The sequence below is a fragment of the Streptomyces griseoviridis genome, assembly GCF_005222485.1.
GTDB lineage: Bacteria > Actinomycetota > Actinomycetes > Streptomycetales > Streptomycetaceae > Streptomyces > Streptomyces hintoniae.
The window spans coordinates 938062-962703 of sequence record NZ_CP029078.1; the positions used below are offsets into that span (position 1 = coordinate 938062).

At 74.5% G+C, this 24642-nt stretch carries 25 protein-coding genes and 1 pseudogene; 12 read left to right on the forward strand and 14 right to left on the reverse strand.

The window, feature by feature from the left end:
• Window positions 1–40 precede the first annotated feature (40 nt).
• On the forward strand, window positions 41–745 hold the full coding sequence (locus DDJ31_RS03940) for an HAD family hydrolase (protein WP_127181684.1): 705 nt from the start codon (window positions 41–43) through the stop codon (window positions 743–745).
• A gap of 46 nt (window positions 746–791) precedes the next feature.
• Entirely contained in the window at window positions 792–1763 is a 972-nt protein-coding gene (locus DDJ31_RS03945) for an LLM class F420-dependent oxidoreductase (protein WP_127181683.1), read from the forward strand.
• Window positions 1764–1791: 28 nt separating this feature from the next.
• On the opposite strand, the gene DDJ31_RS38745 is transcribed toward DDJ31_RS03945, so the two are convergent.
• Together DDJ31_RS38745 and DDJ31_RS03955 are read right to left on the reverse strand one after the other, a co-directional pair.
• A complete protein-coding gene (locus DDJ31_RS38745) occupies window positions 1792–2586 on the reverse strand; it encodes a hypothetical protein (protein WP_206280729.1) in 795 nt (264 codons plus the stop codon).
• Complete coding sequence (locus tag DDJ31_RS03955; protein ID WP_127181682.1) at window positions 2583–2816, reverse strand: hypothetical protein; 234 nt, start codon at window positions 2814–2816, stop codon at window positions 2583–2585. Before DDJ31_RS03955 ends, DDJ31_RS38745 begins: the two co-directional genes overlap by 4 nt.
• A 361-nt stretch (window positions 2817–3177) precedes the next feature.
• Here DDJ31_RS03955 and DDJ31_RS03960 point away from each other — a divergent pair, with 361 nt between their 5' ends.
• The 9 genes from DDJ31_RS03960 (at window position 3178) to DDJ31_RS04000 (ending at window position 11260) form a co-directional block, all read left to right on the forward strand.
• On the forward strand, window positions 3178–4164 hold the full coding sequence (locus DDJ31_RS03960; protein WP_127181681.1) for an SDR family NAD(P)-dependent oxidoreductase: 987 nt from the start codon (window positions 3178–3180) through the stop codon (window positions 4162–4164).
• Window positions 4165–4365: 201 nt separating this feature from the next.
• Entirely contained in the window at window positions 4366–5550 is a 1185-nt protein-coding gene (locus tag DDJ31_RS03965; RefSeq protein ID WP_127181680.1) for a zinc-dependent alcohol dehydrogenase, read from the forward strand.
• Between the two features lie 338 nt (window positions 5551–5888).
• The gene (locus DDJ31_RS03970; RefSeq protein WP_127181679.1) at window positions 5889–6572 is read left to right on the forward strand and encodes a HemK2/MTQ2 family protein methyltransferase; all 684 of its coding nucleotides are present in this window, start codon (window positions 5889–5891) and stop codon (window positions 6570–6572) included.
• On the forward strand, window positions 6556–6816 hold the full coding sequence (locus DDJ31_RS03975) for a CDGSH iron-sulfur domain-containing protein (RefSeq protein WP_127181678.1): 261 nt from the start codon (window positions 6556–6558) through the stop codon (window positions 6814–6816). The genes DDJ31_RS03970 and DDJ31_RS03975 overlap by 17 nt, the downstream gene beginning before the upstream one ends.
• Window positions 6813–7814, forward strand: coding sequence for an iron-containing redox enzyme family protein (locus tag DDJ31_RS03980; protein ID WP_127181677.1), 1002 nt, complete (start codon window positions 6813–6815; stop codon window positions 7812–7814). The genes DDJ31_RS03975 and DDJ31_RS03980 overlap by 4 nt, the downstream gene beginning before the upstream one ends.
• Window positions 7815–8116: 302 nt before the next feature.
• Window positions 8117–9151 carry an acyl-CoA dehydrogenase gene (locus DDJ31_RS03985; protein WP_127182966.1) on the forward strand — a complete coding sequence of 345 codons (1035 nt, stop codon included), beginning with the start codon at window positions 8117–8119 and terminating at the stop codon, window positions 9149–9151.
• On the forward strand, window positions 9148–9915 hold the full coding sequence (locus DDJ31_RS03990; protein ID WP_127181676.1) for a PIG-L deacetylase family protein: 768 nt from the start codon (window positions 9148–9150) through the stop codon (window positions 9913–9915). The genes DDJ31_RS03985 and DDJ31_RS03990 overlap by 4 nt, the downstream gene beginning before the upstream one ends.
• Window positions 9912–10529: a class I SAM-dependent DNA methyltransferase gene (locus tag DDJ31_RS03995; protein WP_127181675.1), complete on the forward strand. Its 618-nt coding sequence runs from the start codon at window positions 9912–9914 to the stop codon at window positions 10527–10529. The genes DDJ31_RS03990 and DDJ31_RS03995 overlap by 4 nt, the downstream gene beginning before the upstream one ends.
• Complete coding sequence (locus DDJ31_RS04000) at window positions 10526–11260, forward strand: glycosyltransferase (protein WP_127181674.1); 735 nt, start codon at window positions 10526–10528, stop codon at window positions 11258–11260. The genes DDJ31_RS03995 and DDJ31_RS04000 overlap by 4 nt, the downstream gene beginning before the upstream one ends.
• Before the next feature lie 118 nt (window positions 11261–11378).
• Here the strand turns inward: DDJ31_RS04000 and aztD are convergent, their stop codons facing one another.
• The 4 genes from aztD to aztB form a co-directional block, all read right to left on the reverse strand.
• On the reverse strand, window positions 11379–12578 hold the full coding sequence (gene aztD / locus DDJ31_RS04005; protein ID WP_127181673.1) for a zinc metallochaperone AztD: 1200 nt from the start codon (window positions 12576–12578) through the stop codon (window positions 11379–11381).
• A gap of 90 nt (window positions 12579–12668) precedes the next feature.
• Window positions 12669–13652 carry a zinc ABC transporter substrate-binding protein AztC gene (gene aztC, locus DDJ31_RS04010; protein ID WP_127181672.1) on the reverse strand — a complete coding sequence of 328 codons (984 nt, stop codon included), beginning with the start codon at window positions 13650–13652 and terminating at the stop codon, window positions 12669–12671.
• Window positions 13649–14884 carry a hypothetical protein gene (locus DDJ31_RS04015; RefSeq protein WP_127181671.1) on the reverse strand — a complete coding sequence of 412 codons (1236 nt, stop codon included), beginning with the start codon at window positions 14882–14884 and terminating at the stop codon, window positions 13649–13651. The genes aztC and DDJ31_RS04015 overlap by 4 nt, the downstream gene beginning before the upstream one ends.
• A 21-nt stretch (window positions 14885–14905) precedes the next feature.
• Entirely contained in the window at window positions 14906–15766 is an 861-nt protein-coding gene (gene aztB / locus DDJ31_RS04020; RefSeq protein ID WP_127181670.1) for a zinc ABC transporter permease AztB, read from the reverse strand.
• Window positions 15767–15781: 15 nt separating this feature from the next.
• On the opposite strand from aztB, the gene aztA reads away from it, so the two are divergent.
• Window positions 15782–16525 (forward strand): zinc ABC transporter ATP-binding protein AztA, encoded by a 744-nt coding sequence (aztA, locus tag DDJ31_RS04025; protein ID WP_127181669.1) that lies wholly within the window; start codon window positions 15782–15784, stop codon window positions 16523–16525.
• 55 nt (window positions 16526–16580) lie between these two features.
• Here the strand turns inward: aztA and DDJ31_RS04030 are convergent, their stop codons facing one another.
• The 8 genes and pseudogenes from DDJ31_RS04030 to DDJ31_RS04065 all read right to left on the reverse strand — a co-directional run bounded on the left by DDJ31_RS04030 (window position 16581) and on the right by DDJ31_RS04065 (window position 24449).
• The gene (locus DDJ31_RS04030; RefSeq protein WP_127181668.1) at window positions 16581–17384 is read right to left on the reverse strand and encodes an ABC transporter ATP-binding protein; all 804 of its coding nucleotides are present in this window, start codon (window positions 17382–17384) and stop codon (window positions 16581–16583) included.
• A 3-nt stretch (window positions 17385–17387) separates the two neighbouring features.
• Window positions 17388–18353: a FecCD family ABC transporter permease gene (locus DDJ31_RS04035; protein WP_127181667.1), complete on the reverse strand. Its 966-nt coding sequence runs from the start codon at window positions 18351–18353 to the stop codon at window positions 17388–17390.
• 56 nt (window positions 18354–18409) lie between these two features.
• Window positions 18410–19450 (reverse strand): ABC transporter substrate-binding protein, encoded by a 1041-nt coding sequence (locus tag DDJ31_RS04040; protein ID WP_127181666.1) that lies wholly within the window; start codon window positions 19448–19450, stop codon window positions 18410–18412.
• A 264-nt stretch (window positions 19451–19714) separates the two neighbouring features.
• Complete coding sequence (locus DDJ31_RS04045; protein ID WP_127181665.1) at window positions 19715–20317, reverse strand: sigma-70 family RNA polymerase sigma factor; 603 nt, start codon at window positions 20315–20317, stop codon at window positions 19715–19717.
• Window positions 20318–20499: 182 nt separating this feature from the next.
• Window positions 20500–21213, reverse strand: coding sequence for a hypothetical protein (locus DDJ31_RS04050; RefSeq protein WP_127181664.1), 714 nt, complete (start codon window positions 21211–21213; stop codon window positions 20500–20502).
• A gap of 134 nt (window positions 21214–21347) precedes the next feature.
• On the reverse strand, window positions 21348–21890 hold the full coding sequence (locus tag DDJ31_RS04055; RefSeq protein ID WP_127182965.1) for a copper chaperone PCu(A)C: 543 nt from the start codon (window positions 21888–21890) through the stop codon (window positions 21348–21350).
• Between the two features lie 37 nt (window positions 21891–21927).
• Window positions 21928–24186: pseudogene (locus DDJ31_RS04060) on the reverse strand (heavy metal translocating P-type ATPase); the annotation flags it as partial.
• Complete coding sequence (locus DDJ31_RS04065; protein ID WP_127181663.1) at window positions 24186–24449, reverse strand: hypothetical protein; 264 nt, start codon at window positions 24447–24449, stop codon at window positions 24186–24188. The gene DDJ31_RS04065 and the pseudogene DDJ31_RS04060, both read right to left, overlap by 1 nt.
• Window positions 24450–24642: the final 193 nt, after the last annotated feature.

The following is a 24642-nucleotide window of genomic DNA, read 5'->3' on the forward strand; positions in this document are numbered from 1 at the left end:
GTGTGGGCACCCGGCGCACCCCGGGAGTGAGGAGGCGGTCATGGCGGCGACGACGCGTGGCAGCGGAGGGAGCGGTGGCGGCGCGGAGGCTCCGCGTGCCGCCGTGTTCGACGTGGACGGGACCCTCGTCGACACCAACCATCTGCACGTGGTGACCTGGTGGGAGGCGTTCCGGCAGGCCGGTCACCAGGTCGCGACGCACGACATCCACCGGGCGGTGGGCCTGGGGTCGGGCGACCTCGTCGCGCGGCTGCTGGGCGAGGAGCGCGCCGGTGCGGAGGCGGAGGAGATCGGCGACGCGCACACGGTCCTCTACGCCCAGTATTTCGAACGCCTGTCCGCGTTCCGGGAGGCGAGCCGGCTGCTGCGGACCCTGGCGGGCGACGGCTGGCGGATCGTCCTCGCCACCTCCGCCGAAGGGCCCGAGCTGTCCGCGCTGCGCGCCGCGATCGACGCGGACGACGTCATCGAGGCGACGGCGAGCGCGGGCGACGTCGAACGGGGCAAACCCGCTCCCGAGCCGGTCGAGCGGGCCCTCGAACTGGTCGGCGCGTCCGCGCGGAGGTCGGTGTTCGTCGGCGACACGGTGTGGGACATGCGGGCGGGCAGCGGGGCCGGGGTGCGGTGCGTGGCGCTGCTCTGCGGCGGCATCCCGCGCCAGGACCTGGAGAAGGCGGGCGCCGACGCCGTCTACGACGACCCCGCCCACCTGCTGGCGTCCCTCGCGGAGAGCCCGCTGGCGTGAGAGGCGCGGGTGTTTTCCCTCGACGAGGAAGGGCACTCGCGGACATATGGTGGATATCGGATACACGATGATGACGGAGCAGGCGGGACCGAGGGACCTGGTGAACCACGTGGTCCGCGCGGAGGAGGCCGGGTTCGACTTCTCGGTCGCCTCGGACCACTCCTCGCCCTGGCTGCGGTCCCAGGGGCACGCCCCGTACGTGTGGAGCGTGCTGGGCGCCGCCGCGCAGGCGACCTCGCGGATTCCCCTGATGACGTACGTGACCTGCCCGACGGTGCGTTACCACCCGGCGGTGGTGGCGCAGAAGGCGGCCACCGTTCAGCTGTTGTCCGAGGGCAGGTTCCGCCTCGGGCTCGGGTCGGGTGAGAACCTCAACGAGCATGTGGTGGGCGCCGGTTGGCCCGCCGTGGACGTACGGCACGAGATGCTCGAAGAGGCGGTGGAGATCATCCGCGCGCTGTTCGACGGCGGCCATGTGACCCACCGCGGCACGCATTTCGACGTGGACTCGGCCCGGCTCTGGGACCTCCCCGACCCGCCGCCGCCCATCGGCATCGCCGTCTCGGGCGACCGGTCGTGCGAACTCGCGGGCCGGCTGGCCGATCTGGTCATCGCGACCGAGCCCAAGGGCTCCCTGATCGACGCCTTCGACCGGCACGGCGGCGCGGGCAAGCCGCGGGTCGGACAGCTCCCGGTCAGCTACGACCCGGACCGCGGTGCCGCGATCGGCCGCGCGCACGGGCAGTTCCGCTGGTTCGGGCTCGGCTGGAAGGTCAACTCCGAACTCCCGCACCCGGATTCCTTCGAGGCGGCGACCCAGTTCGTCACCGAGGACGACGTCGCCTCCGCCATCCCGTGCGGCGACGACCCCGACGCCTTCGTCGAGGCCGTACGTCCGTATGTCGAGGCCGGGTTCACTGAGGTCGCGCTCGTCCAGATCGGCGGCGACGCGCAGGAGCCGTTCCTCGACTGGTCCGAGAAGACGCTGCTGCCCCTTCTCCGCGAGACGTTCGCCTGAGCGCGCCCGCCCTCCGCACGTCGCGGGCTCACAGGCCCTGGCGGAGAAAGTGCGTACCGCACAGCCGGCAGAACGGCTCGGTCGCGGCCGTGCCCCACTTCTCGACCGGCTGTGTCTCGGCGTCCGCCGCGATCCGCTCACCGCAGAGGGCGTGGGTGGCGTCGGCCGACGTCATGTGCCAGACCTCCACACGCGGCAGCGCCGAGCCGCGTGAGGAGCCCGCCGCGTACTGCGCGCGCACCTCGTAGCCGGGAACCGCGTCGACCTGGCCGGCCACCGGAGCACCGTCCGCCGTGGACGCCCACACCGGAGCCTCGTCCGCCGTGGACGGCCGCCCGGCGGGAGCGGCCCGGCCGGGAGCGCAGGCCGCCCAGGCGAGCAGGGCGGTCACCGCGTCCTCGGCCACCGCGCCCGTCACCCGGCCGCCCACGGCGCCGCGCCACCGCGCGCCCGCGACGGCACCCAGCACGGCGGCGGCGACCCCGGTGGCCGCCGCTGCCGCCACCGGGGTCCCCGGCCGGTGACGGCGGGCCAGGACGGCACCTGACACCGCCCCGAACAGCATCCGGGGGCCGAGTCCGGCGGGGGCGAGGCGGCTCGGCGCGCGCGGCGACTTGTCCGCGACGAACTCCGCCAGCGCGGCCGTCGCCGTCGCCCCGCGCAGCCACGGACCGGCCCGGACGGCGTCCCGTCCGGCAGGACCCGCCCGTGCGTCGGGCGGGCTGCTCCAGGCCACCGCCGCCGCTCCCCACTGGCTGCGCAGACCGGTCGCCGCGCCGACGAGCGCGGCCCTGACGAGGGCGGAACGTCCCGTCGCGCTCATACCGGCCGCTCCCGGGTCGTGACGATGCCGTGGGGGACGCCGGACGGACGGCGGGCCCGGGTGTCTCCTTCGCCCGGAACGGGGCGGTCGCCGCGTCCGGCGACCGTCTGGGCGGGTCCGCCGCCGCGGGCCCGAGCCCGCCGCCTGGCCGTGTCCGGGCGGGTGACGGTGTTGCGGTCCAGGATGCCCGCGGCCACGGGGACAGCGCCGCGCACGAGTGAGTTCGCCATGCGGGCCGGGTTCCCTCTTCCCCACACCCGAACCAGCCCATAGCGGTCGCCGGGGTGGCGGATCTCCGTCCGGGCGCGGACCGCCGCCGCCGTGAGTGGCCCGGGACCCGGAACGGTGGTGTCCTGGGAACAGGCCACGCCGGCCGTGCGGACGCTCGGCGGCGAGCGACGCGGCTCAGCCGGAGCCGCGCGGTCCGCACGCCCCGGGATCTCCCCGACGCGCGCATCTCCCGCCTTCTCAGCCGCAGTCGCGAGCGGGCACACGCCGCCGCCCCGGCGAGCGCGCCGCGCCGTGACGACGCCGACGGGGCCGCCGAGGGCAGGCCGAGCCCGGCACGAGGACGACAGAGGAGCAGCGCCCATGACCACCTTCGACAAGCCGGGACGCCGGACCGCGCCCTCCGCCCTCGTCACGGGCGGCTCCCGGGGACTCGGTCTGAGCATCGCGCGCCGGCTGGCCGGTCGAGGATTCGTCGTCACGATCGTCGCCCGCGACCCCGGAGAACTCGAACGGGCCGCCGCCCTGCTGCGCGAGGAGGCGGGCGCCGAGGTACGGACCGCCGTGTGCGACGTGCGCGACCGGACGGCCGTCAGGGAAGTGATGCGGGCCACCCACGCGCGCGACGGCCTGGACACCGTGGTCGCCTGCGCGGGCGTCATCCAGGTCGCCCCGGTCGAGTCGATCGGCGCGAAGGAGTTCGACGACGCCCTCGACGTCATCTTCCGGGGCACCGTGCACACCGCCCTGGAAGCGCTGCCCTACCTGCGGCGCGCCAAGGGCCGCCTCGCGCTGATCGGTTCCGTGGGCGGCCTGCTCGGCGTGCCGCACCTGCTCCCGTACGCCTGTGCCAAGGCCGCGGTCGGCACGCTGGGCGAGGGCCTGCGCGCGGAGTACCAGGCGGACGGGGTCAGCGTCACCACGGTCCACCCCGGGCTGATGCGGACCGGCTCGCACCGGCAGGCCGAGTTCGGCGGTGACACCGGGGCCGAGTTCGGCTGGTTCAGCGCGCTGGCCGGCGCGCCGCTGGTGTCGATGGACGCCGATCGCGCGGCCCGCCGCATCGTGGACGCCGTCGTCCGGCGCAGAACCCGTCTCGTCCTCACGCCCGCCGCGAAGGCCGCCCAGCTCGCCCACGGCGTGGCGCCGGCCCTCACCACCCGCCTCACGGCGGTGGCGACGCGTCTGCTGCCCGCACCGGGCGGAGACGGGACCCTGCGTCAGGGACACGAGGCCGGAGCGCCCCGCGGCCCCCTGGCCCGCCGGCTGCGCGCCTGGGGCAGCGCACGCAACGACCGCGCCGCCCGCCGGCTGAACCAGACCAGGCCTGGCCCCCGCACCAGCTCCTGACGGACTCCCCCTTCGAGAGCGACGAAGAGGGTGCGGGAGAGGGAGATCGCCGGCCTCCGGGCGATGCCTTCTCCCGTGACGGAACCGGGCCGGTGGCGTCCGCGCGGTCGGGCGTGCCAGGTCCGCAGACCCGGCTGTCGGCAAGGTCAGCCGCGAGACGAGCGAAAGAGCGAACGAGCGAGAGAGCGAAAGGCGGACAGCATGCGCGCACTCACCTGGCAGGGCCGCCGCGACGTGCGGGTGGAGACCGTTCCCGATCCGGTGATCGAACAGCCCGACGACGTGATCGTGCGGGTCACCAGCACCGGGATCTGCGGTTCCGATCTGCACCTCTACGAGGTGCTCGGGCCGTTCCTCGCCCCCGGCGACATCCTGGGCCACGAGGCCATGGGCGTCGTCGAGGACATCGGTCCCGAGGTGCGCCGTCTGGCCCGGGGGGACCGGGTCGTCGTCCCCTTCAACGTCTCCTGCGGCACCTGCTTCATGTGCTCCCGCGGGCTCCACTCCCAGTGCGAGACGACCCAGGTGCGGGAGTACGGGAGCGGCGCCGCCCTCTTCGGCTACACCAGGCTCTACGGGCAGGTGCCCGGCGGGCAGGCCGAGTATCTGCGGGTGCCGTTCGGCGACCAGTTGCCCATCAAGGTCCCCGAGGGGCCCGCCGACGACCGCTTCGTCTACCTCTCCGACGTGCTGCCGACCGCGTGGCAGGCCGTCGAGTACGCGGCGCTCGAGCCCGGCGGCTCGGTCACCGTCCTCGGGCTCGGCCCGATCGGTGACATGGCCGCGCGCATCGCCAGGTACCGCGGCGCCGACCTGGTCATCGGCGTGGACCTGGTCGACGAACGCCTCGACCGCGCCGCCGGGCACGGGGTGACCTGCCTGGACCTGCGCCGCCACGAGAAGGACCTCGGCGAGGCCGTGCGGGAGCTGACCGACGGGCGCGGCACCGACGCGGTGATCGACGCCGTCGGCATGGAGGCCCACGGCAGTACCGGGGTCAAGGCCGCCCAGTGGGTGACCGGACTGCTGCCCGACGCGGTGGCCCAGCCGTTCATGGAGAAGGCGGGGCTCGACCGGCTCGGCGCGCTCTACGCCGCGATCGACCTGGTGCGGCGCGGCGGCACGGTCTCCCTCTCCGGCGTGTACGGCGGCGCCATGGACCCGCTGCCGCTGCTGCGCATGTTCGACAAGCAGCTCCAGTTCCGGATGGGCCAGGCCAACGTGCGGCGCTGGGTGCCCGACCTCCTGCCGCTGCTCACGGACGAGGACCCGCTCGGCGTCGACGGCTTCGCCACCCACCGTCTGCCGCTGGAGGAGGCTCCTCGGGCCTACGCCGATTTCCAGGCCAAGCGGGACGGCATGATCAAGACCCTGCTCAGGCCCTGACACCGCCCCCGCCGGGTGCCGTCGGCCCTCCCTGGCCCCTGTGGAGCCCCTGACCGTGCGGGCCGGGCATCGCTCCCGGTGACACCGGTACGTGTGGGACCGGGCTGAGAGGGGACTCGGTGATCGGACCGGGCCAGGTGCCCCCCTGGATCGGCCCGGTCCGGCTTCTCCGGTTCGGCCCGTGAGCCGGAGAGGCCACCCACCGAGGTCAGGGCGGCTGCCGCCCCCACCCGCACGGGGTCACCCGGCCGGTTCGGCGCCGGCGCCGGCGCCACGAGCGTCGACCACGAAAGCCCCCGGCCGTCACCGGCCGCCCCGAGGTTCTGGAGGACGCCACCATGACGACGCCACCGCCCGGCACGGTCCGCCGCCCGCCGCGCCTGCTCAGACCCCCCGGGGTGTACGCCCCGCAACTCGACACCCGGCTGCTCCTCGGTGCCCTGAGCCGGGAGCGGCTCACGGCGGGCGCGGAGCTGCTCGACGTCGGCACGGGGACGGGAGCGCTCGCGCTGTTCGCGGCGCGGCGCGGAGCCCGGGTGACGGCGCTCGACGTGTCCCGGCGGGCGGTGCTGGCCACCCGTCTCAACGCCCGGCGGTCCCACCTGCGGGTTCGGGTCCTGCGGGGTGACATGGCCTCGCTCACGGACAGTTCCTGGGACGTCGTCGTCAGCAACCCCCCTTACGTTCCGTCACCGTCCACGGCGGTGCCCACGCGGGGGAAGGCGCGCGCGTGGGACGCGGGCCGCGACGGGCGGGCGGTGCTCGACGGGGTGTGCGACGGCGCGGCGGGCACGCTGAAGTCCGGCGGTGTCCTGCTGCTCGTCCACTCGGGCCTCTGCGGAACGGGCGCGACCCTGCGCCGGCTGGAGGAGGCCGGACTGCGCGCGCGGGTGTGCGAGCGCGTCGTCATCCCCTACGGGCCCGTGCTCTGGTCCCGGCTGCGGTGGCTGTGCGACAACGGCCTCGCCTCCGAGACCGGATCGAGCGAGGAACTGGTGGTCATCCGTGCCGAACGCAGCTGACCGCCCCCGCCGCCTGACCGTCGAGCGCGACGGCCCGATCCTCATCGAGGGACCGGTGGAGATCGTGGGCGAGGACGGCACGGTCACCGTGTCGGACCGTTTCGTCGTCGCCGTCTGCACCTGCCGCCGCAGCCGCATCCTGCCGTGGTGCGACACCAGCCACCGCCGCCACGGCGCGGCCCCGCACTCCCGCGCGGACCGCGCCGGGCGCGACAAGAACGAGCCGGAAGAGACCGCCCCATGACCACGACGCCCGCCGGTCCCGCCCTGCCCGCCGCCCGGGGCCCCCTGTCGGCCGGCCTGCTCACCGCCCTCGCCTCGCCCTCCGACCCGCCTCCCGACCCCGGTGACGTCCAGGACGCCGACCCGTACGGCGACGATCTGCAACTCGCCCTGTACGCCCTCTACGAACTCCACTACCGCGGCTTCGCCGGCGTCGACGACGACCGGGAGTGGGACCCCGCCCTGATGCCGCTGCGCCGGGCGCTCGAGGAGCGCTTCCTCGGCGCACTGCGCGCCGACGCGCCCGCCGGCCGTTCACCGGACGAGGCGTTCGCGCTCCTGCTGACCGAGCCGGCCGGCCACGACCCGTCGAGCGTCACCCACCACCTCCGCGACAAGGGCGAACTCTGGCAGCTGAGGGAGTACGCGGCGATCCGCTCGCTGTACCACCTCAAGGAGGCGGACCCGCACGTCTGGGTCCTCCCGCGCCTGCGCGGCCGGGCCAAGGCGGGCATGGTCGCGGTGCTCTACGACGAGTTCGGCGCGGGCCGCGCCGAGCGGGTGCACGCCCGGCTGTTCGCGGACCTCATGGCCGACCTCGGGCTGGTCACGACGTACGGCCACTACGTCGACGAGGCGCCCGGCGCGATGCTGGCCGTCGTCAACCTGATGTCGCTCCTCGGGCTGCGCCGCTCGCTGCGCGGGGCGCTGACCGGCCACTTCGCCGTCGTCGAGGTCACGTCGCCGCCGGGTTCCGCACGCCTCGCGGACGCGATGAGGCGCACCGGGGCGGGCGAGGCGGCCGCGCACTTCTACGACGAACACGTCGAGGCCGACGCGGTCCACGAACAGGTCGTGCGCCACGAGGTCGTCGCCGGACTGCTGGCCGAGGAACCCGGCCTCGAACAGGACGTCGTGTTCGGCATCGAGACGACGACCCTCCTGGAGGACCGGCTCGGCGCGCACCTCCTGGAGCGCTGGCGGGACGGCAGGACCGCACTGCGCGCCCCGCGCCGGTGACCTCGCGTCACCCGGTCGAACGGCCACCGGGGATCATGACCGCCCCACTCCCGCCGGACCGTGCTCCTGTGGCGGGCACCGACCTCTTGGCGGAGGCTGTGAGCACCGTCGTCGCCCGTCCGGCGGACGCGTCGGGCAGCGCACGCCCGGCCGGTGACGGTCCGCGCCGCCGCCGCTCGCGCGGACCCGCGCCCGCACGGCCGCCCGCCCCTCGGGAGGCGACGGCGGGCCCACGAACCACACCCCACCCATCCGTACACCGGACGCCGCACGAAGGGCAGCACCATCCCATGACGGACAGCATGTTGTCGGCGAGTGTCCCGGCCGACGAGGACCCGGTCGGCCCGCCGCGCGACGGGACGGCGCCGGACGACGCCCGCGCGGAGGCCGCCGCACGGTTCGCCTCGGTGGTCGGGCTGATCGACGCCGGGGAACTCGCCTTCCCGCTGCCGGGGTCGGGGCGGACGGCGGCCCGGCTGTCCGCGCTCCAGGCCGTCGCCGAGGAGGACCTGTGCGTGGCCCGCCTGGTCGAGGGGCACGTGGACGCGCTCGCGATCCTCGCCGAACTCGACGGACCACCGCCGGGTCCCGGCCGGCGCTGGGGCGTGTGGGCGGCCGAACCGCCCGGCACCACCCTCGACGCCACACCCGCCGACGGGACCTGGCTCCTCACGGGCGTGAAACCGTACTGCTCCGGGGCGCACAGCTGCACCGACGCCCTCGTCACCGCCAGGACACCCGAGGGGCGCGCGCTCTTCGCGGTGGCCGTCGACCCGCGCACCAGCAGCCCCGTCGACGGCACCTGGCAGGCCGTGGGCATGGCCGGCAGCGACAGCCCGGACATGCGCTTCGACCGGGCGCCCGCCGTCGCCGTCGGCGGGGTCGACGCCTATCTGCGCAGGCCCGGCTTCCAGCACGGCGGGATCGGGGTGGCCGCCTGCTGGTACGGCGGCGCCCTAGCCGTCGCGCGCACCCTGCGGCACGCGGCGGCGCGGCGCGCGGACCCGCACACCGACGCCCATCTCGGCGCCGTCGACGCGCGGTTGCACGCCGCCGGGGCCGTACTGGCGCAGGCCGCGGCGGAGATCGACGACGACCCCCTGGACAGCGGCGGCGGGGCCCGCGCGCGCGGGCTGCGGGTCCGCGCCTTCGTCGAGTCGGTGTGCGCCGAGGTCCTGGCGCGGGCCGGCCGGGCCACCGGGGCGGGCCCGCTCTGCCACGACCCGCGCCACGCCCGCACCGTGGCCGACCTGACCGTCTACATCCGCCAGCACCACGGCGAACGCGACCTCGCCGAACTCGGCGCGCTCCTCGCCCGGCCGCAGGACACCCGGTGACCCGGCCTGCCGCGGACACCGCCCCCGCCGACCCGATCCAGGCACCGGGGACCGACGAGGCGCTCTGGCGCGAGTGGGCCGGGTGGGAGGCGCTGGCGGAGGCGGACCTGCCGTGGCGGGGCAGGGTCGTGGTGGTGGCCGCGCACCCCGACGACGAGGTGCTCGGTTTCGGCGGCACGATGGCCGTCCTCGCCGAGCGCGGCGTCGACCTGACGATCGTCTCGGTCACCGACGGCGAAGGCTCCCATCCGGGCAGCCGCGTCGTGACGCCGGCCGGCCTGGCGCGGCTGCGCGCCGACGAGCTGCGGTCCGCCCTCGGCGAACTCGGCGTCGACCCCGGGCGGCTCGTCCGGCTCCACGTCCCGGACACCTCCGTCGCCCGGCACGAGGAACGCGTCGCGGCGGCGCTCACGCCCCTGCTCCAGGGCGCGGAGCTGGTGGTGGCGCCCTGGACCCATGACGTGCACGGCGACCACGAGGCGGCGGGCCGGGCGGCCGAGCGGGCGGCGCGGAGCGCGGGCCTCCCGTGCCGGCTGTACCCCGTCTGGATGTGGCACTGGGCGACGCCCGGCGACCCGCGCGTGCCGTGGGGGACGGCGCGTCGCGTGCCGCTCCCCCCGCACGTCCTGGCCCGGAAGCGGGCCGCGGTCGACCGGTTCGTCAGCCAGATCCGCCCGCTCGGGCCGGGCCCGCGGGAGGCGGCCGTCCTCCCGCCCGAGGAACTCGCCCACCATCTGCGCACCACGGAGGTCCTGTTCCAGTGAGCACGCCACCCTCCTACTTCGAGGACATGTACCGCGGCGCGGCCGACCCCTGGCATCTGGCCGAGCGCTGGTACGAGCGGCGCAAGTACGACCTGACCCTCGCCGCCCTGCCCCGCCCCCGCTACCGCAGGGCGTTCGAACCCGCCTGCTCGGTCGGCGAACTCACCCTGCGCCTGGCGGAACGCTGCGACGCCGTGCTGGCCTGCGACCGGGTCGGGTCGGCGGCCGAGACCGCCGCCCGTCGCACCCGCGGGCTGTCCCACGTCGAGGTGCGCCGGCTGACGCTGCCGGGGCAGTGGCCGCCCGGCACGTTCGACCTCATCGTCCTGTCCGAACTGCTCTACTACTTCGACCTCCCCGAACTGACCGAGCTGCTGGGCAAGGCGGTGTCCGCGCTGGAGGAGGGCGGCACCCTCGTCTCGGTGCACTGGAACCACCCGGTGGCCGAGCACCTCCGCACCGGCGAGGAGATCGCCCGCCTCCTCGCGTCCGTTCCGGAACTGGCCCTGGCGTGCGAGCACCGCGAGGAGGACTTCGTCCTCCAGACGTTCGGACGCCGCGGGGCCGACGGAACGGCACCCTGCTCCCCGGCGGCGGCGGAGGGCCTGACGTGAGACCGCGCTCCCTCGCCGTCCTCGTCCCCGCGCACAACGAGCAGGAGCTGCTCCCCGCCTCGCTGGCGGCGATCCGGGCTGCCGCCCGGCATCCCGCGCTGCGCCAGGTCAGAGTCGTCACCGTGGTCGCCGCCGACGCCTGTTCCGACGGGACCGTGGCCGCGGCGCTGAGCGCGGGCGTCCAGGTCGTGCGGACCGGTGACCGCAACGTCGGGCTCGCCCGAGCGGCCGCCGCCCACCGGGCCCTGGAGACCCTGGGCGGCCCGGAGGGGCTCTGGCTCGCCTCCACCGACGCCGACAGCGTCGTACCGCCCGACTGGCTCGCCTTCCAGCACGCGCGCGCCGGTGAGGGCTGGGACGCGGTCGTGGGAACCGTGGCCGTCGCCCACGGCCCGCACACACCGCCCGGCCTGGCCGCCCGTCATCAACTGCGCTACGGCGCCTCCCGGCCGCAGCGGGGCGCCTGGCACCACCCCCATGTGCACGGCGCGAACCTCGGGGTCGCCGCGCACGCCTATCTGACGGTGGGAGGTTTCCCTCCCGTGCCGCTCAGTGAGGACCACGGCCTGGTGGCGGCCCTGGTCGGCCGGGGACACCGCGTCCTGCGCACCGCGGACTGCCCGGTGACCACCTCGGGCCGCCTGCGCCCGCGCGCCCGGGGAGGATTCGGCGACCACCTCGCCGCCCTCGCATCGCGGGAGAAGCTTCCGCGCGAGGGGCTTCCGCGGTAGGCCGGGGGGGGCGGGCCGTGCCCGGCCGGAAGGTGGCTGAGCCCGGCCGGGCTGCTCGTGACGTCCTCGGCGGGTGCCCTCGCCACCGCGGCGTCGGCCGTGGCGAGGGCCGGCCCGGTCAGTGTCCGGCGACGACGCCCGACAGCTCGTTGGTGCTCTTCGGCAGGGTGACGGAGGCGATCTTCTTCCCCGTCTCCAGGTCGACGGCGTGCAGCGCCTTCTTACCGGGTTCGGAGACGTAGGCGATGTGCCCGCGTACGAACAGGGTGGGCCGGGCCTGCTGCCAGTCCAGCGGCTCCCGCCACTCCCCCACGACGGGGATCTTCCTCTCGACCTCGCCGGTGTCCGGGTCGATGACGTGGAGGGCGCCGTCGGTGCCGAGGACCAGGGCCTCGCCGTGCGGGCCGCGGGCCAGCGAGCGGAAGGAGTAGCTGGTGCCCAGTTCGACCAGGCGCAGCTTCTTCTTCTCGGTGTCGACGAGGGAGACGCGGGTGGGCCGCTCCAACTCGGCCTCGGGGTCGGTCTTGTAGTCGCCCAGGAGGATCGGCGAGGCGTCGCTGCCGGCCTGGTTGCCGATGCGGCCGTAGTCGTCGGGGGCGTCGACCTTGGTGAACTCGCCGTCCTTGTAGATCAGAATGCCGTCCTCGCAGCCGACACCGACGGCCTCGTTCTCGGCGGCGGCCTCGCCGTGGACGCCGGGGCACTCCTCGTTGCGCGCGATCTCCTTGTCGTTCCGGTCGAGCACCAGCGCGCCGGTGCGCTTCTCCTCGGTGCCGAGGGTGCTCACGAGGCTGCCGTCGGCCAGTTCGATGGCGACGCCGTGGTGCGGCTCGGCGGAGGTGTAGGTGCGCCCCGCCGGCTTCTTCCCGCTGCTCAGCGCGGTGGGGTCGAAGACGTTGACCTCTCCGGTGCCGTCGGTGAAGAGCACGGTCTTCGCGGCGTGGCGGACCACGTGGCCCGGTTTGGCGCCCTTGTACTCGATGTCGGTGAGGGCCTGGCGGGTGGCGTCGAGGACGCGGAACCCGCTGTCGGTGGAGACGACGACGTGGTCCTTGTCGCCGGCCGGGTTGACCCGGTTGAAGCCGGGCAGGTCGATGGTCCCGGTGAGTTCCAGGCTCGCGCCGTCGAGGATGTACAGGCCGCCGTCGAAGGTGGCGACCAGCGGCTCCTGGACCGCCGCGGCGGGCGTGGCGCTCGCGGCCTTGCCGGACGCGGTGGCGGAGGGGGAGTTCTCTCCTCCGCAGGCGGTCAGGACCGTGGAGACCGCCAGGGCCAGTGCCGCTCCCGTGAGGGCTCTGCCGCGTATCGACTTGTTCATCGGCGTGTTCCTTTCTGCGCCGCGCGGTGGCGGCACGGGGGTACCAGGGGCCGGCGCCCGAAGTCCGGTGCGCCGGGAGGGGTTCGGGGGTCAGTCGCCGGTCAGGCCGGTGACCATGGCGGTGGTGTTGGCGCGCATCATCCGCTCGTAGGTGTCGGCGCCCCCGCCCTCGGCGGTCAGGGACTCCGAGTGGAGTTCGACGACGCGGACCCCGCCGCCCGTTTCCGCTCGCAGTACCTCGGCGAGCCGTCTGGGCTGGGAGGAGTCGGCGAAGACGGTGCGCACGCCCGCTCTCCGCATCGCCTCGGTGAGGGAGCGCAGGTCCGAGGAGCTGGGTGAGGCCAGCGTGGTGCCGCTGGGGATGACCGCGCCGATCACCTCGAAGCCGAAGCGGTCGGCGAGGTAGCCGAAGACGTGGTGGTTGGTGACCAGAGCCCGCCGGTCCGCGGGGACTTCGCCGAAGGACGTCTCCATCCAGGTGGTGAGGTCCGTGAGCCGCCGCGCGTAGCGGTCGGCGTTGGCCCGTACCGTGCCGGGGTCCACGCCTTCGACGTGCTCGATGACCTGGTCGGCCAGCAGGCCGGTGACCGCGCGCATCCGGTCGGGGTCGGTCCAGAAGTGCGGGTCGGGCTGTCCCTCCTCGCCCTCGGGGCCGCCGTCGTCGCCGGTGCGGAAGGTGAGCGGGTCGGCCGCCTCGCCGGCCGCGAAGGTGGCGACACCCGACGCGCGGGCGGCGTCGACGTGCCGCAGGACGTTCTCCTCCAGGCCGAGGCCGTTGTGGACGATCAGGTCGGCCTGTTCCAGCTCGGCGGCCTGCACCGCCGAGAGACCGAAGGAGTGCGGGTCGGCGTTGGGCTTCATCAGGACGGTGACGTCGGCCTCGTCGCCGACGATCTCGCGCGTGACGTCGCCGAGGATGTTGGTCGTGACGACGATGCCGGGCCGGTCGTCGCCGGCGCCGGTGGTGCACGCGGTGGCGGTCACGGCTGCCGCGAGGGCGAGCAGGCCCGCGATCAGGTGTCGCAGGCGAGCGACGCGCACCCGTGCGCGCCGCCTCGCCTCGGTCCGGCTCATCGTCCGGTCTCCGCCATGAGGACCGGCTTGACGTCCAGGTCGAACGAGCGCGCGATGCGCAGGCCGTCGTCGTAGTCGATCTCGAACACCCTGCTGCCCTCGGGGTCGTTGACGTAGGCGCGGCTGCGGTCGACCTCGATGACGGGTGCGCTGCGGTCGGAGCCGTCGGGTTCCCCTCCCGTCAGCAGCGGCTCGGTCCGCGCGGTCTGCTTCCCGGTCCCGATGTCGTAGCCGTGCACCGCGCCGTCGGTCTCCAGGACGAGCAACGGGGAGCCCTCGCCCGCCGTGTTGACCGCGACGACCGGTCCGGTGTCCACCCGCTTCCAGGTCCGTCCGGCGACATCGAGGACCCAGGCGGCGGTGTCGCCGGCCGGGGCGGTGAGGGTGTCGCTGCCGGGCCGGTGGCGGAAGGCGGTGGCGCGTTCCCGCGCCGGGACGTGCCGTCCGTACGGGATCTTCTCGGCGGTGAGGGCGCCGTCCCGCGCACGCACCAGCAGGGCGCCGTCGGCGCAGCCGAGGACCACGCCGCGCCGGGTGACGGCGTCTCCTTCGGGTGCCTGGCACGTCACGTCCGGGGATGCCACGCGTTCGCCCTCGCGGTCCAGGACGACGAGTTCGGTGGTGCCGCCCTTCTTCTCGAAGGCGAGCAGGTGTTCCTCGTAGGGCACGACGGCGCCGGCGTACGTGCCGGGCAGCTTCCGGGGAGTCGCGATCCGCCCCTTCTCCAGCGTGCCGCGGTCGTGGAGGACGGCGCGGCCGTTGTCGTCGGTCACCGCGGTCACGGCGATGTCGCTGCGTATCCGTGCCCGGCCGCCCTGGGGAAGCTCGCCCACGTCCCGCGCCGGCGCGCTGTAGTAGTGGACGTGGTCCCCGTGGTCCACCATCCAGGCGCCGCTGTCGAGCACATGGGTGCCGCCGGGCGTGTGCAGGTGGCCGAACCTGCCGTCCGTGCCCAGCATGACGGCGTTCTTCACCTGGGCCGTCCTGTGCACTTTGCCGGTGAGGAGGTCGAGAACCCCGGTGTCCCCGCTGTCGGGGTCGTTGAGGAGGAGTCGGGACTGCTGCTCGGCGGCCTCCTGGGCGCCCTCGACGTACCCGTGCGCGGTCGTGGACGGTGAACTCGCTTCGGGGCGTGCGGTGTCGGGTTTCTCCTGCGCGCAACTCGCGGTGAGCAGCGCGGTGAGCACCAGTGCTGCCGATGCCCGCGGAGCGACGGTTGTGCGGACGGTCATGCTGATCGCCTCTGGCTTCTTTCAGTTGGCTTCGAGGGGAGGTGCCGTGGAGCGGGCGCGGCGCGTTCGGCGGTCGCGCAGCCCGGACAGCACGTGGGAGAGGAAGAACAGGCTCACCGCGGAGGCCGCGACGGTGGCACCGGCCGCGGTGCTCAGATGCCAGGACAGCAGCAGGCCGGCGAAGGTGGCCGAGGTGCCGAGCAGGGCGGCGAGCACCATGACGCCGCGTACGGAGCGGGCCCAGGGCAGGGCAGCGGCCGGTGGTGCGATGAGCAGTCCGAGGACGAGCAGTGTTCCCACGATGTGGAACGAGGCCACGATCGCCAGGCCGAGCAGTCCGAGGAGCACGGCGTGCGCCAGGCGCGGCCTCAGCCCCAGGGTGTGGGCCTTGCGCGGGTCGAACGCCAGGGCCAGGAAGGCGCGGTGGCCGAGGGCGGACACCACGAGCGCGGCGAGCATGGCCGCCGCGAGCACGAGGAGGTCCCGCTGCCTGACGGCGAGGACGTCCCCGAAGAGGAAGCCGGTCAGGTCGACCGCGAAGGACTGCGAGCGCGACACGATGATCACGCCGAGCGAGAGCATGCCGACGAACAGCAGCCCGATGCCGGTGTCCTGGGACAGCCTGGGCGTACGGCCGAGCGCGGTGACGCCCGCTGTCATGACGGCGGCGCTGACCACGGCGCCCGCCATCAGGTTCCCCCCGAGGAGCGCGGCCACCGCGACGCCCGGCAGCAGTCCGTGGGACATGGCGTCGCCGAGGAAGGCCATCCCCCTCAGCACCACCCAGGTGCCCGCGAGCGCGCAGATGGCGGACACGAGCATCCCGCCCCAGAGGGCCCGCCGCACAAAGGTCACCTCGAACGGGACCGTCAACCATTCCACGCCCAGGACACTACAATGAAAATCATGTTCAACAAACCGCGCACCTCGCCCGCCCCGCCCCTCGACCGCCCCGCGCTCCTCCGCTTCACGGGACTGTGCGCCGGCTATCCAGGACGCCCCGTCCTCCATCACCTCAGCGGTGAGATAGCCGAGTTGAGCACGACGGCGCTCGTCGGCCCGAACGGCAGCGGCAAGTCCACCCTGCTCGGCGTGCTCGCCGGTGTGATCAGGCCGACAGCAGGCGACCTCCTCCGCGCCTGCCACCGGCCGCCCGCCTTCGTGCCGCAGCGCGGAGCGGTCGGCGACACCCTTCCGCTCACCGTCCGGCAGACCGTGGAGATGGGGCGCTGGGGCGAGCGCGGTCCGTGGCGCCGGCTGACCGCACGGGACCGCGCGACCGTGGACGCGGTGCTCGACCGCCTCGGCATCGGCGATCTCGCCTCCCGCCAACTGGGCGAGCTGTCCGGCGGACAGCGTCAACGCGCGCTCATCGCCCAGGGGTTGGCGCAGGAGTCGGAGCTGCTGCTCCTCGACGAGCCGACCACCGGCCTCGACTCGGAGGCGAGGGAGAGGATCGGGGCGCTGCTGACCGCGCTCGTCGCCGACGGGGTGACGGTCGTCCAGGCCACCCACGACCTCGACGTGGCGCGCGCGGCGGACGCCTGCCTCCTGCTCCAGGACGGTCGCCTCACCGGGCAGGGGCGTCCGGACCAGGTGCTCACCGCGTCGGCCCTGACCGGGGTCGGGCAGGCGCTCTGAGAGGCCCCGGCAGGGGCGTCGCGGCCGTGGCGCCTCCGAGGGCCGGGCGGGGGGATCAGCCGGTCGCGGCCCTCTCCGGCCGCCCGTGCGCGAGCGGTTGGGCCCCGTACGTGATGCGGATGACGCCGTCGGCGTGCCGTTCCGTCGTCGCCCGGACACCGAAGACGTCCCCGAAAACCTGCGGGGTCAGCACGTCGAGGACCGGCCCCGCGGCGACCACCGCTCCCTCGTGCAGGACGACCAGGTGGTCGCAGAGCCGGGCGGCGAGGTCGAGGTCGTGCAGGACGGCGAGGGTGGTGATGCCGGTGGCGCGGATCAGGTCGAGGAGCTCGAACCGGGCCCTGATGTCGAGGTGGTTGGTCAGCTCGTCCAGGACGAGGAGCTGCGGGCTCTGCGCCAACGCCCGTGCCAGCAGCACGCGTTGGCGTTCGCCACCGGAGAGGGAGGCGTAGTCCCGGTCGGCGTACGGTCGTGCGCCGCAGTGGTCGATGGCCTCCTGGACGGCCCGGTGGTCCTCGGCGCCGTCGCGGCCCAGCAGGCCGTGGTGCGGGGCGCGACCCAGGGCGACGATCTCCGTGACGGTCAGGCCGGTGGTGTTGCCCGTGGTGTCCTGGAGGACGGCGGCGGTGCGGAGGGCGGCGGTGCGGGCGGACACCGCCCACACGTCGTCGTCACCGACCCTGACGACGCCGTCCGCCGGGCGCAGGGAGCGGTAGACGGCGCGCAGCAGCGTCGACTTGCCGCTGCCGTTGGGTCCGACCAGGCCGACGATGTCGCCGCCGTGGGCTTCGAGGCTGACGCCGTGCAGGATCGGGGTGCGGTCCAGTGCGATGTGGAGTCGGTCGACAGTGAGTCTCATGGGTCAGTCCAGGCCCTTGTTGTGGCGCAGCAGCCAGAGGAAGAAGGGGGCGCCGAGGAGGGCCGTGAGGATGCCCAGCGGCAGTTCGTTGGGGCGGTCGAGGGTACGGGAGAGCAGGTCGACGAGGACCAGGTACACCGAGCCGAGCAGAGCGGTCAGGGGCAGCAGCCTGCGGTGGTCGGCGCCGGTCGTCAGGCGCACCAGATGCGGGATCATCAGGCCGACGAAGCCGATGCCGCCGGCGACGGCGACGACCGTGCCGGTCAGCAGCGCGCTGAGAACCAGCAGGACGGCGCGCAGCCGGTTGACGTCGACGCCGAGCGCGGTGGCGGACTCGTCCCCGGCCAGCAGGACGTTGAGACGCCGGCCGAGGAGCGCCAGGAGCACCGTCGTCACCAGCACCACGCCTGCGACCGGGGGCAGTTGGTCCCACTGGGCGCCGGCGACGCTGCCCAGCATCCAGAACATGACCGTCCGCAACTCCGATGGCGTCGCCTGGAGTTGCACGTAGCTGGTCGCGGAGAGGAAGACGTAGCCGACCGCGACCCCCGCCAGTACCAGCCTCGTGGGCGCGAGTCGGCCCCGCCGCTGTCCGAGGGCGAAGACCAGCGCGCCCGCCGCCAGCGCCCCGGCGAAGGCCGCTCCCGGCACCCCGAGCCCGGCGAGCGCGGCGCCGCCGCCCAGGGTGATGACGAGGACCGCGCCGAGCGTGGCGCCGTAGGAGAAGCCGAGCACGACGGGGTCGGCCAGCGGGTTGGACACCACGGTCTGCAGCACCGCTCCGGTCACCGCCAGGCCCGCGCCGACCAGGGCCGCCGACACGACCCGCGGGGTGCGGAAGTTCCAGACGATCTGGTCGAGCGCGGGATCGGAGGGGGCCGCTCCCGCGCCGGTGACATGGTGCAGGACGATCCCCCACACGTCACCGAGCGGGACGTTCACCGCCCCGACGCTGATCGCCACGATCATCGTGACGAGCAGTGCGGCCGGCAGGAGCGCGAACGCCAGCGGGGCCCCCAGCCGGCTCAGAAGGCGTCCGGGTGCAGCTTCTTGGCGATCTTCGCCACGGCGAGGTCGTTGCTGGGGCCGAGGTACATCGAGTCGGACACCGTCACGTACGCGTTGTTCCTGGCGGCCGGCCACTGGGGGAACTCCTTCAGCAGTTTCCTGGCGTAGGCCGCCGGGTTCGGGTCGTTGTAGGCGATGACGACGACGGCGTCGACGGCGGTGGCGGCCACCTTCTCCTTGCTCAGGTCGGCGAAGGTGGTCCGGGCGGCGCTCTCGAAGGCGTTGGAGGCGCCGGCCTTGGTGAGGATGTCGTTGATGATGCCGTTGGCGACGACCGAGCTGAACTCGTTGCCGCCCATCCGCATGGTGGAGAAAAGCACCATGACCTCGGGCTTCTTCTCTCCCTCGACCTTCTCGGAGACCGCCGCGATGTTCTCCTCTGAGGCGGCGATCAGCTTCTCTGCCCTGTCGCTGACGTCGAAGATCCTGCCCAGGTCGCGCAGCAGCCGGTAGCTGTCGGCGACGGTCATCTTCGAGGGGTCGTCGTCGCAGCCCTGCGGGGAGACATAGCTTGCGGCTCCCACCTGATCGAGCTGATCGCGGGTGGCGAATCCGTTCTTCTGGTCGAAGCCGTAGGTGGTGACGGACAGGACGAGGTCGGGGCGCAGGCCGAGCATGGCCTCGCGCGGAATGTCGTAGGCCTCGTTGAGCTTGACGTCACCGGTGGGCAGCTTCTTGATGGCCTCGGCGCGGCCCGGCACCTCGGACATGCCGTACGACTGCCCGTTGGCGACGATCCTGTCGCCGAGCCCGAGGGCGAGAAGCGTGGAGACCTCGGCCACGGAGGCACCGTTCATGACGACGACTCTGCTGGGGGCCCGCTCGAACGTCTCCTTCCGGCCGCAGTTCTCCAGGGTCACCGGGTAGCCGGTCTTCGAGGCCGCGGCCCCGGTCGTCCGGGCGCCCGCCCCGCCGCTGTCCGGGGAGTCGCCGCATGCCGCCGTGAGCAGACAGAGGGCCGCGGCCAGGGCGGTGGCGACCGGCCGGTTGATCGACATGCGGGCTCCTTGCGTGGGGGAGGTGCTGCTGCGCTGACAGGTTCCGTTGCAGTAGTCGGGGTGAGGTAGCCGCGAGTTCCCGGCAGGTTCCGGTGATCGACGGGACCGCTCGCTGCCGACGGTCACGTCCCGGCGGGCGTCCGGTCGTCCCGGCGGTCGCTCGTGGTGCCGGTGGTCACGTCGTGACGGTCGTCCGGTCGTCCCGGCGGGTCCCGGCGGCGCGGCCCGTTTCGGGAGCCGCGCCGCCGGGGAGGTGCCGCCGGGTCAGGCCGCCAGGACGCCCGACGTCTCGCTGTCCCTCACCAGCCGGTCAAGGGTGGCGCGGGCACGGAACACCCTGGAGCGGACCGTCCCGACGGGACAGCCGACGAAACCGGCCGCCTCCTCGTACGACAGTCCGACCACCTGGGTCAGCAGGAACGCCTCCCGCCGTTCCTCGGGCAGCGTCCCCAGGAGGTCGAGCAGGGCGACACCTTCGTCGAACCCCGGCAGACCGCACGGCTGGGCGCTCTCCTGCGCCGTCCGCCAGTCGACGGCGTCCGCGATCCGGGGGCGGACGGCGGCGCGGCGCAGGCTGTCGGCGACCGCCCGGCGCGCGATCGACAGCAGCCAACTGCGGGCCGAGGCCCGCCCCTCGAAGCGGTGCAGGCTGCCGAAGGCCCGCGCGAAGGTGTCCTGGGTCAGGTCGTGGGCGGTCTGCGCGTCACCGCTGAGGTAGGTGACGTACCGCAGCACATCGCCGTGCAGGGCGCGGACGAAGTGGTCGGCCGCGTCGGGGTCTCCGCCGCGGGCGGCCAGCGCCCAGGCGGTCGCCGACGCGTCCGCCGAGGCACGGTCCGCGCGATGCGCGGGCAGGACAGAGGTCATCACGTGGTGTCCTTCTCGGGTCTTCCGGTGCCCGGCCCGCACGGGGGCACGGCTCACCGGCACATGGGTGCGTCCGTACCCGGGAGGTACGGCGGTGCCCGGAACCCCTGCGGTTCTCCGCTCGCGGTGGCACGCACCTGAGCGGGAAGGGGGCATGGTGGTTCCGGGTGGTTCCGGCTGTCTCAGACGACAGCGGCACCCGCGGGTGGCCCGCGGAAGGTGAGCGAGCTGACCAGGAGCAGACGCACCGGGGCGTCGGCCGCGGGGGCGCGACGGCGATGCGCGGACGGACGGTCAGCCGGCGCGGGCAGGGCCACCAGCAGCCGCAGGGGCGCCGCCAGCCAGGCCGCCGTCGCCCGCAGGACCTGGAAGACGGCCCGCTCGCCGTGGGCCAGCCACAGTCCGCACAGGACGGCGGCCACCAGGTGCGCGGCGAACATGCCGACCGAGGCGGCACCGCTCATGCCGTGCGCCTGGTGGAGGCCGGCCATGCCGCCGACCGCGTGGGCGCCCGCCCCCATGTCCATCCCGCCCATGGACGGCATGGGCATCTCCATGGAGTGCATGTCCATGGAGTGCGTGGGCGTGGAGTGCGTGAGTGTGGCGTGCATGGAGGTGGACCCGGCACCCCGCGCGGGCGTCAGCGTCTGCGCCAGGGAGAAGGTCTCGTGGAGCACGGCCTGCGCCGCGGTCACCACCGCGACGATCACGGCACGGCCGCGTTCCCTCCCGGCGAGCAGCCAGCCCGCCGCGCCGGTCGCCGCCGCTCCCGCGGCCATGGCCCACCAGGGGACCGAGGCGCCCGACATGGTCGCGTGCCCGAGGGCGGCGAGCACCACACAGACGGCGGCGAACACGCCGGCCCGTACCGTGCGGCACCATCCTCGGACAGTCATAGCCCGCTCATCCTCGCACCCGGTGTCCGATCGTCGTCAGGGGGTACGTGCCGACCCCCGCTCCCCGACTCACCGAAGAAGAGGTGACACAGGTCACTTCCGCCCCGGGGGAACCAACTGACCGCGGGGAACGACTACTCGAAGGACACCGCGCCTGGCCGCACGACGACGGCCACCGCCTTCACGGGCCCGCCGCCCCGGAACTCCAGGGTGAACGACACGAGTTCACCCGGCCGCCAGCCGCGCGAGGGCGTCGGCACCGTGAGGTCGATCCCGCTCGGCGCCATGGCGAGGCGGGCGCCCGCGGCGACGGGGACGGAGCCGATCTCCGAGCGGTAGGCCGCGTTCTGCTGCCGCATACGGTGCCGGGAGAGCGTCACCTCGCCGGAGACGCCCCGCGCCGTGACCCGGACCAGGGTGTCGGGCGAACCGCCGTCGTTGGTGATGTCGAAGAACGCCGCGGTCTCGGGGACCCCGGCGGACGGCAGGAGCACCCGCCCGCCGGCGACCTCGATGTGTGCCGGGCCGCCCGCCCGGCCGGTACCGACCCAGGTGGTCAGGCCGGCCAGTGCCACGCCGCACGCCGCGACCGGCACGAGAGCGGCGAGCGCCCCGTCCCGCAGCCTCCGTCGGTCCACCCGCCCGAGCACGGGCCTCCGGTCCGTGATCCGGCTCATCGCGGGCCCGCCTTCGCACCTGCGCGCCGCGGTGGCCGCGACCCCGGGACGGAGCGGGCCGCCAGCCGCGCAGCCGCAGGCTGTTGGCGACCACCAGCACCGAACTCGACGACATCGCCGCGGCGGCGACCATCGGATCGAGCAGCCCCACCATCGCCAGCGGCACGGTGACGGCGTTGTAGCCGAACGCCCAGAGCAGGTTGACGCGGATGGTGCCCAGGGTCCGCCGGGCGAGGCGGACCGCGTCGACGAGCGCCTCGATGTCGCCGCGCACCAGGGTGAGGTCGGCCGCGCCGATGGCCACGTCGGTGCCGCCGCCCATGGCGATGCCCAGGTCGGCGGCGGCGAGCGCGGCGGCGTCGTTCACCCCGTCGCCGACCACCGCGACCCGGGCACCGTCCTCCTTCAACCGCCGTACGAGGGCGGCCTTGCCCTCGGGCGTGCACCGGGCGTGCACCTCGTCGACACCGAGCGCGGCGGCGACGGCGCCGGCGGGCGCCTCCCGGTCGCCGGTGGCGAGCACGGGGTGGATGCCGAGCCGCCGCAGCCGGTCCACGGCCCGGTAACTGCCGGGGCGCAGCAGGTCCCCGACGGCGACGAGCGCCCTGGCCCGGCCGTCGACCTTCACCAGAACGGGGGTGTGCGCGGCGTCCTCCGCCGCCGCGAGCGCCTCGGCCAGGGCGTGCGGCAGCCTGCCGTCCGGCGCGCACACCTCGACCGTGCGGCCCTCGACCAGGCCGCTGACCCCGTGGCCGGGTGCCGCGGCGAAGTCCGTGACGTCGGGGAGCGGTCCCGTGGTCCCCGTGCGGCGCGCGTACGCGGTGACGGCCCGCCCGATCGGGTGCTCGGAGCCCTGCTCCACCGCCCCGGCGAGACGCACCACCTCGTCCCGCCCGAGCGGGCCAGGCACCACGGTGACCCCGGCCACCGTCATATGGCCGGTCGTCAGCGTGCCGGTCTTGTCCAGGACGACCGTGTCCACGTGCTGGAGCGCCTCCAGCGTCCGCGGCCCGCTCACCAGCACGCCCAGTTGGGCCCCGCGTCCGGTGGCGGCCATCAGGGCGGTCGGCGTGGCCAGTCCGAGGGCGCAGGGGCAGGCCACGACGAGGACGGCCACACAGGCGGTGAGGGCCGCCTGCGGGTCGGCTCCGGCTCCCAGCCAGAAGCCGAGGACGGTCACCGCGACCGCCAGCACGGCGGGGACGAACACCCCGGCGACGGCGTCCGCGAGGCGCTGCGCCCGCGCCTTGCCCGCCTGCGCCTCCGTCACGAGGCGGGTGATCCGGGCCAGCCGGGTGTCCGCGCCGACGGCGGTGGCCTCGACGAGCAGCAGCCCGCCCGCGTTGACGGACCCGCCGACCAGGGCCGAGCCGGGGCCCACTTCGGCGGGTTCGCTCTCGCCGGTGACCAGGGAGAGGTCCACGGCGGAACTGCCCTCCGTGACCCGCCCGTCGGTGGCGACCCGCTCCCCGGGACGCACCACGAAGACCTCCCCCACCCGCAACTGCTCGATGGGGATGGACCGTTCACTGTTCCCGTCCCGTACGGACACCTGTTTGGCGGCCAGTTCGGCCAGCGAGCGCAGCGCCGCCCCGGTCCCCCGCTTGGCGCGCGCTTCGAGGAACCGCCCGGCCAGCACGAACAGCGGGACGCTCACGGCGACTTCGAGGTACAGGTGGGCCATGCCGTCGGAAGCGGAGGGCATCGGGCTGAACGACATCCGCGTCCCCGGCCGGCCCGCGCCCCCGAGGAACAGCGCGTACACCGACCAGGAGAACGACGCCACCACCCCCACCGACACCAGGGTGTCCATGGTGGCCGTGGAGTGCCGCAGCCCGCGCAGCGCCCGGAGGTGGAAGGGCCAGGCGCTCCACACGGCGACCGGCGCGGCCAGCACGAGGCACAGCCACTGCCAGTTGCGGAACTGGAGGTCGGGGATCATCGACAGGACCAGCACCGGCACCGCGAGCAAGGCCGTGACCAGCAGCCGTTCCCGCTCGCGGCGGGCCTCGATGTCGCCCCGGTCCGTCTCCACGGCGTCCGCGGTGTCCTCGGCCTCATCGGGCGCGGGCAGCGCGGCCCGGTAGCCGGCCCGCTCGACCGCGGTGACGAGATCGCCGGGAGCGACGCCGACCGGGTGGCTGACCCGGGCGACCCCCGTGGCCAGGTTGACCGTGGCGGTGACGCCCGCCAGCCCGGCCAGCCTCTTCTCCACCCGCCGCACGCAGGCCGCGCAGGTCATCCCGCCGACGGTGAGGTCCGTGACCAGGAGACGCGCCGTCAGGTCGGCCGTCATCACTCACCGCCCCCGTGGCCCATGCCCGGCATGTCGTCCATGCCGCCGCCGGTGGGGGACGTGTCGTCACCGCTTCCTCCGCTGCCGCCTGACCCACCGGTGCCGTGCATACCGGGCGCCACGGGACCGGCCGCCGAGCCGACCGCGTAGGACACCACGAACACCAGCACGAGCAGCAGCAGGAAGCCGCAGAGCGCGGGGGCGGGGAGAAGACTGCGGATGGTCACACCCGCGGGGCGGGGTGACAGCGGAACATCGGCCATGCCCGGCCTTTCCTGATCGCATCGAACGCCCTGCCTGAGCCGGCAGTCGTAGCCGTACCGCTCCAGTAGTCGGGCCGAGGGAACACCGGGTTCCGGCGGTCGATCGTGACGTGCGTCTCACGGCGCCGCGGGACATGGCGTCCCCGCCGACCCCGGCGGTGACCAGCGGTCCCGCGTCCGGGTACACCTCCAC

What these genes read in the sequence shown, in the direction of transcription:
- DDJ31_RS03945 (WP_127181683.1), top strand. Translation starts at nt 792, where the DNA reads ATGGTGGATATCGGATACACGATGATGACGGAGCAGGCGGGACCGAGG.
- DDJ31_RS03970 (WP_127181679.1), top strand. Translation starts at nt 5,889, where the DNA reads ATGACGACGCCACCGCCCGGCACGGTCCGCCGCCCGCCGCGCCTGCTC.
- DDJ31_RS03985 (WP_127182966.1), top strand. Translation starts at nt 8,117, where the DNA reads ATGTTGTCGGCGAGTGTCCCGGCCGACGAGGACCCGGTCGGCCCGCCG.
- aztA (WP_127181669.1), top strand. Translation starts at nt 15,782, where the DNA reads ATGAAAATCATGTTCAACAAACCGCGCACCTCGCCCGCCCCGCCCCTC.
- DDJ31_RS04045 (WP_127181665.1), bottom strand. Translation starts at nt 20,317, where the DNA reads ATGACCTCTGTCCTGCCCGCGCATCGCGCGGACCGTGCCTCGGCGGAC.
- DDJ31_RS03955 (WP_127181682.1), bottom strand. Translation starts at nt 2,816, where the DNA reads ATGGCGAACTCACTCGTGCGCGGCGCTGTCCCCGTGGCCGCGGGCATC.
- DDJ31_RS03980 (WP_127181677.1), top strand. Translation starts at nt 6,813, where the DNA reads ATGACCACGACGCCCGCCGGTCCCGCCCTGCCCGCCGCCCGGGGCCCC.
- DDJ31_RS04050 (WP_127181664.1), bottom strand. Translation starts at nt 21,213, where the DNA reads ATGACTGTCCGAGGATGGTGCCGCACGGTACGGGCCGGCGTGTTCGCC.
- DDJ31_RS04055 (WP_127182965.1), bottom strand. Translation starts at nt 21,890, where the DNA reads ATGAGCCGGATCACGGACCGGAGGCCCGTGCTCGGGCGGGTGGACCGA.
- DDJ31_RS03960 (WP_127181681.1), top strand. Translation starts at nt 3,178, where the DNA reads ATGACCACCTTCGACAAGCCGGGACGCCGGACCGCGCCCTCCGCCCTC.
- DDJ31_RS03940 (WP_127181684.1), top strand. Translation starts at nt 41, where the DNA reads ATGGCGGCGACGACGCGTGGCAGCGGAGGGAGCGGTGGCGGCGCGGAG.
- aztC (WP_127181672.1), bottom strand. Translation starts at nt 13,652, where the DNA reads ATGAGCCGGACCGAGGCGAGGCGGCGCGCACGGGTGCGCGTCGCTCGC.
- DDJ31_RS04035 (WP_127181667.1), bottom strand. Translation starts at nt 18,353, where the DNA reads ATGATCGTGGCGATCAGCGTCGGGGCGGTGAACGTCCCGCTCGGTGAC.
- DDJ31_RS04030 (WP_127181668.1), bottom strand. Translation starts at nt 17,384, where the DNA reads ATGAGACTCACTGTCGACCGACTCCACATCGCACTGGACCGCACCCCG.
- DDJ31_RS04040 (WP_127181666.1), bottom strand. Translation starts at nt 19,450, where the DNA reads ATGTCGATCAACCGGCCGGTCGCCACCGCCCTGGCCGCGGCCCTCTGT.
- aztD (WP_127181673.1), bottom strand. Translation starts at nt 12,578, where the DNA reads ATGAACAAGTCGATACGCGGCAGAGCCCTCACGGGAGCGGCACTGGCC.
- DDJ31_RS04015 (WP_127181671.1), bottom strand. Translation starts at nt 14,884, where the DNA reads ATGACCGTCCGCACAACCGTCGCTCCGCGGGCATCGGCAGCACTGGTG.
- DDJ31_RS04065 (WP_127181663.1), bottom strand. Translation starts at nt 24,449, where the DNA reads ATGGCCGATGTTCCGCTGTCACCCCGCCCCGCGGGTGTGACCATCCGC.
- DDJ31_RS03965 (WP_127181680.1), top strand. Translation starts at nt 4,366, where the DNA reads ATGCGCGCACTCACCTGGCAGGGCCGCCGCGACGTGCGGGTGGAGACC.
- DDJ31_RS38745 (WP_206280729.1), bottom strand. Translation starts at nt 2,586, where the DNA reads ATGAGCGCGACGGGACGTTCCGCCCTCGTCAGGGCCGCGCTCGTCGGC.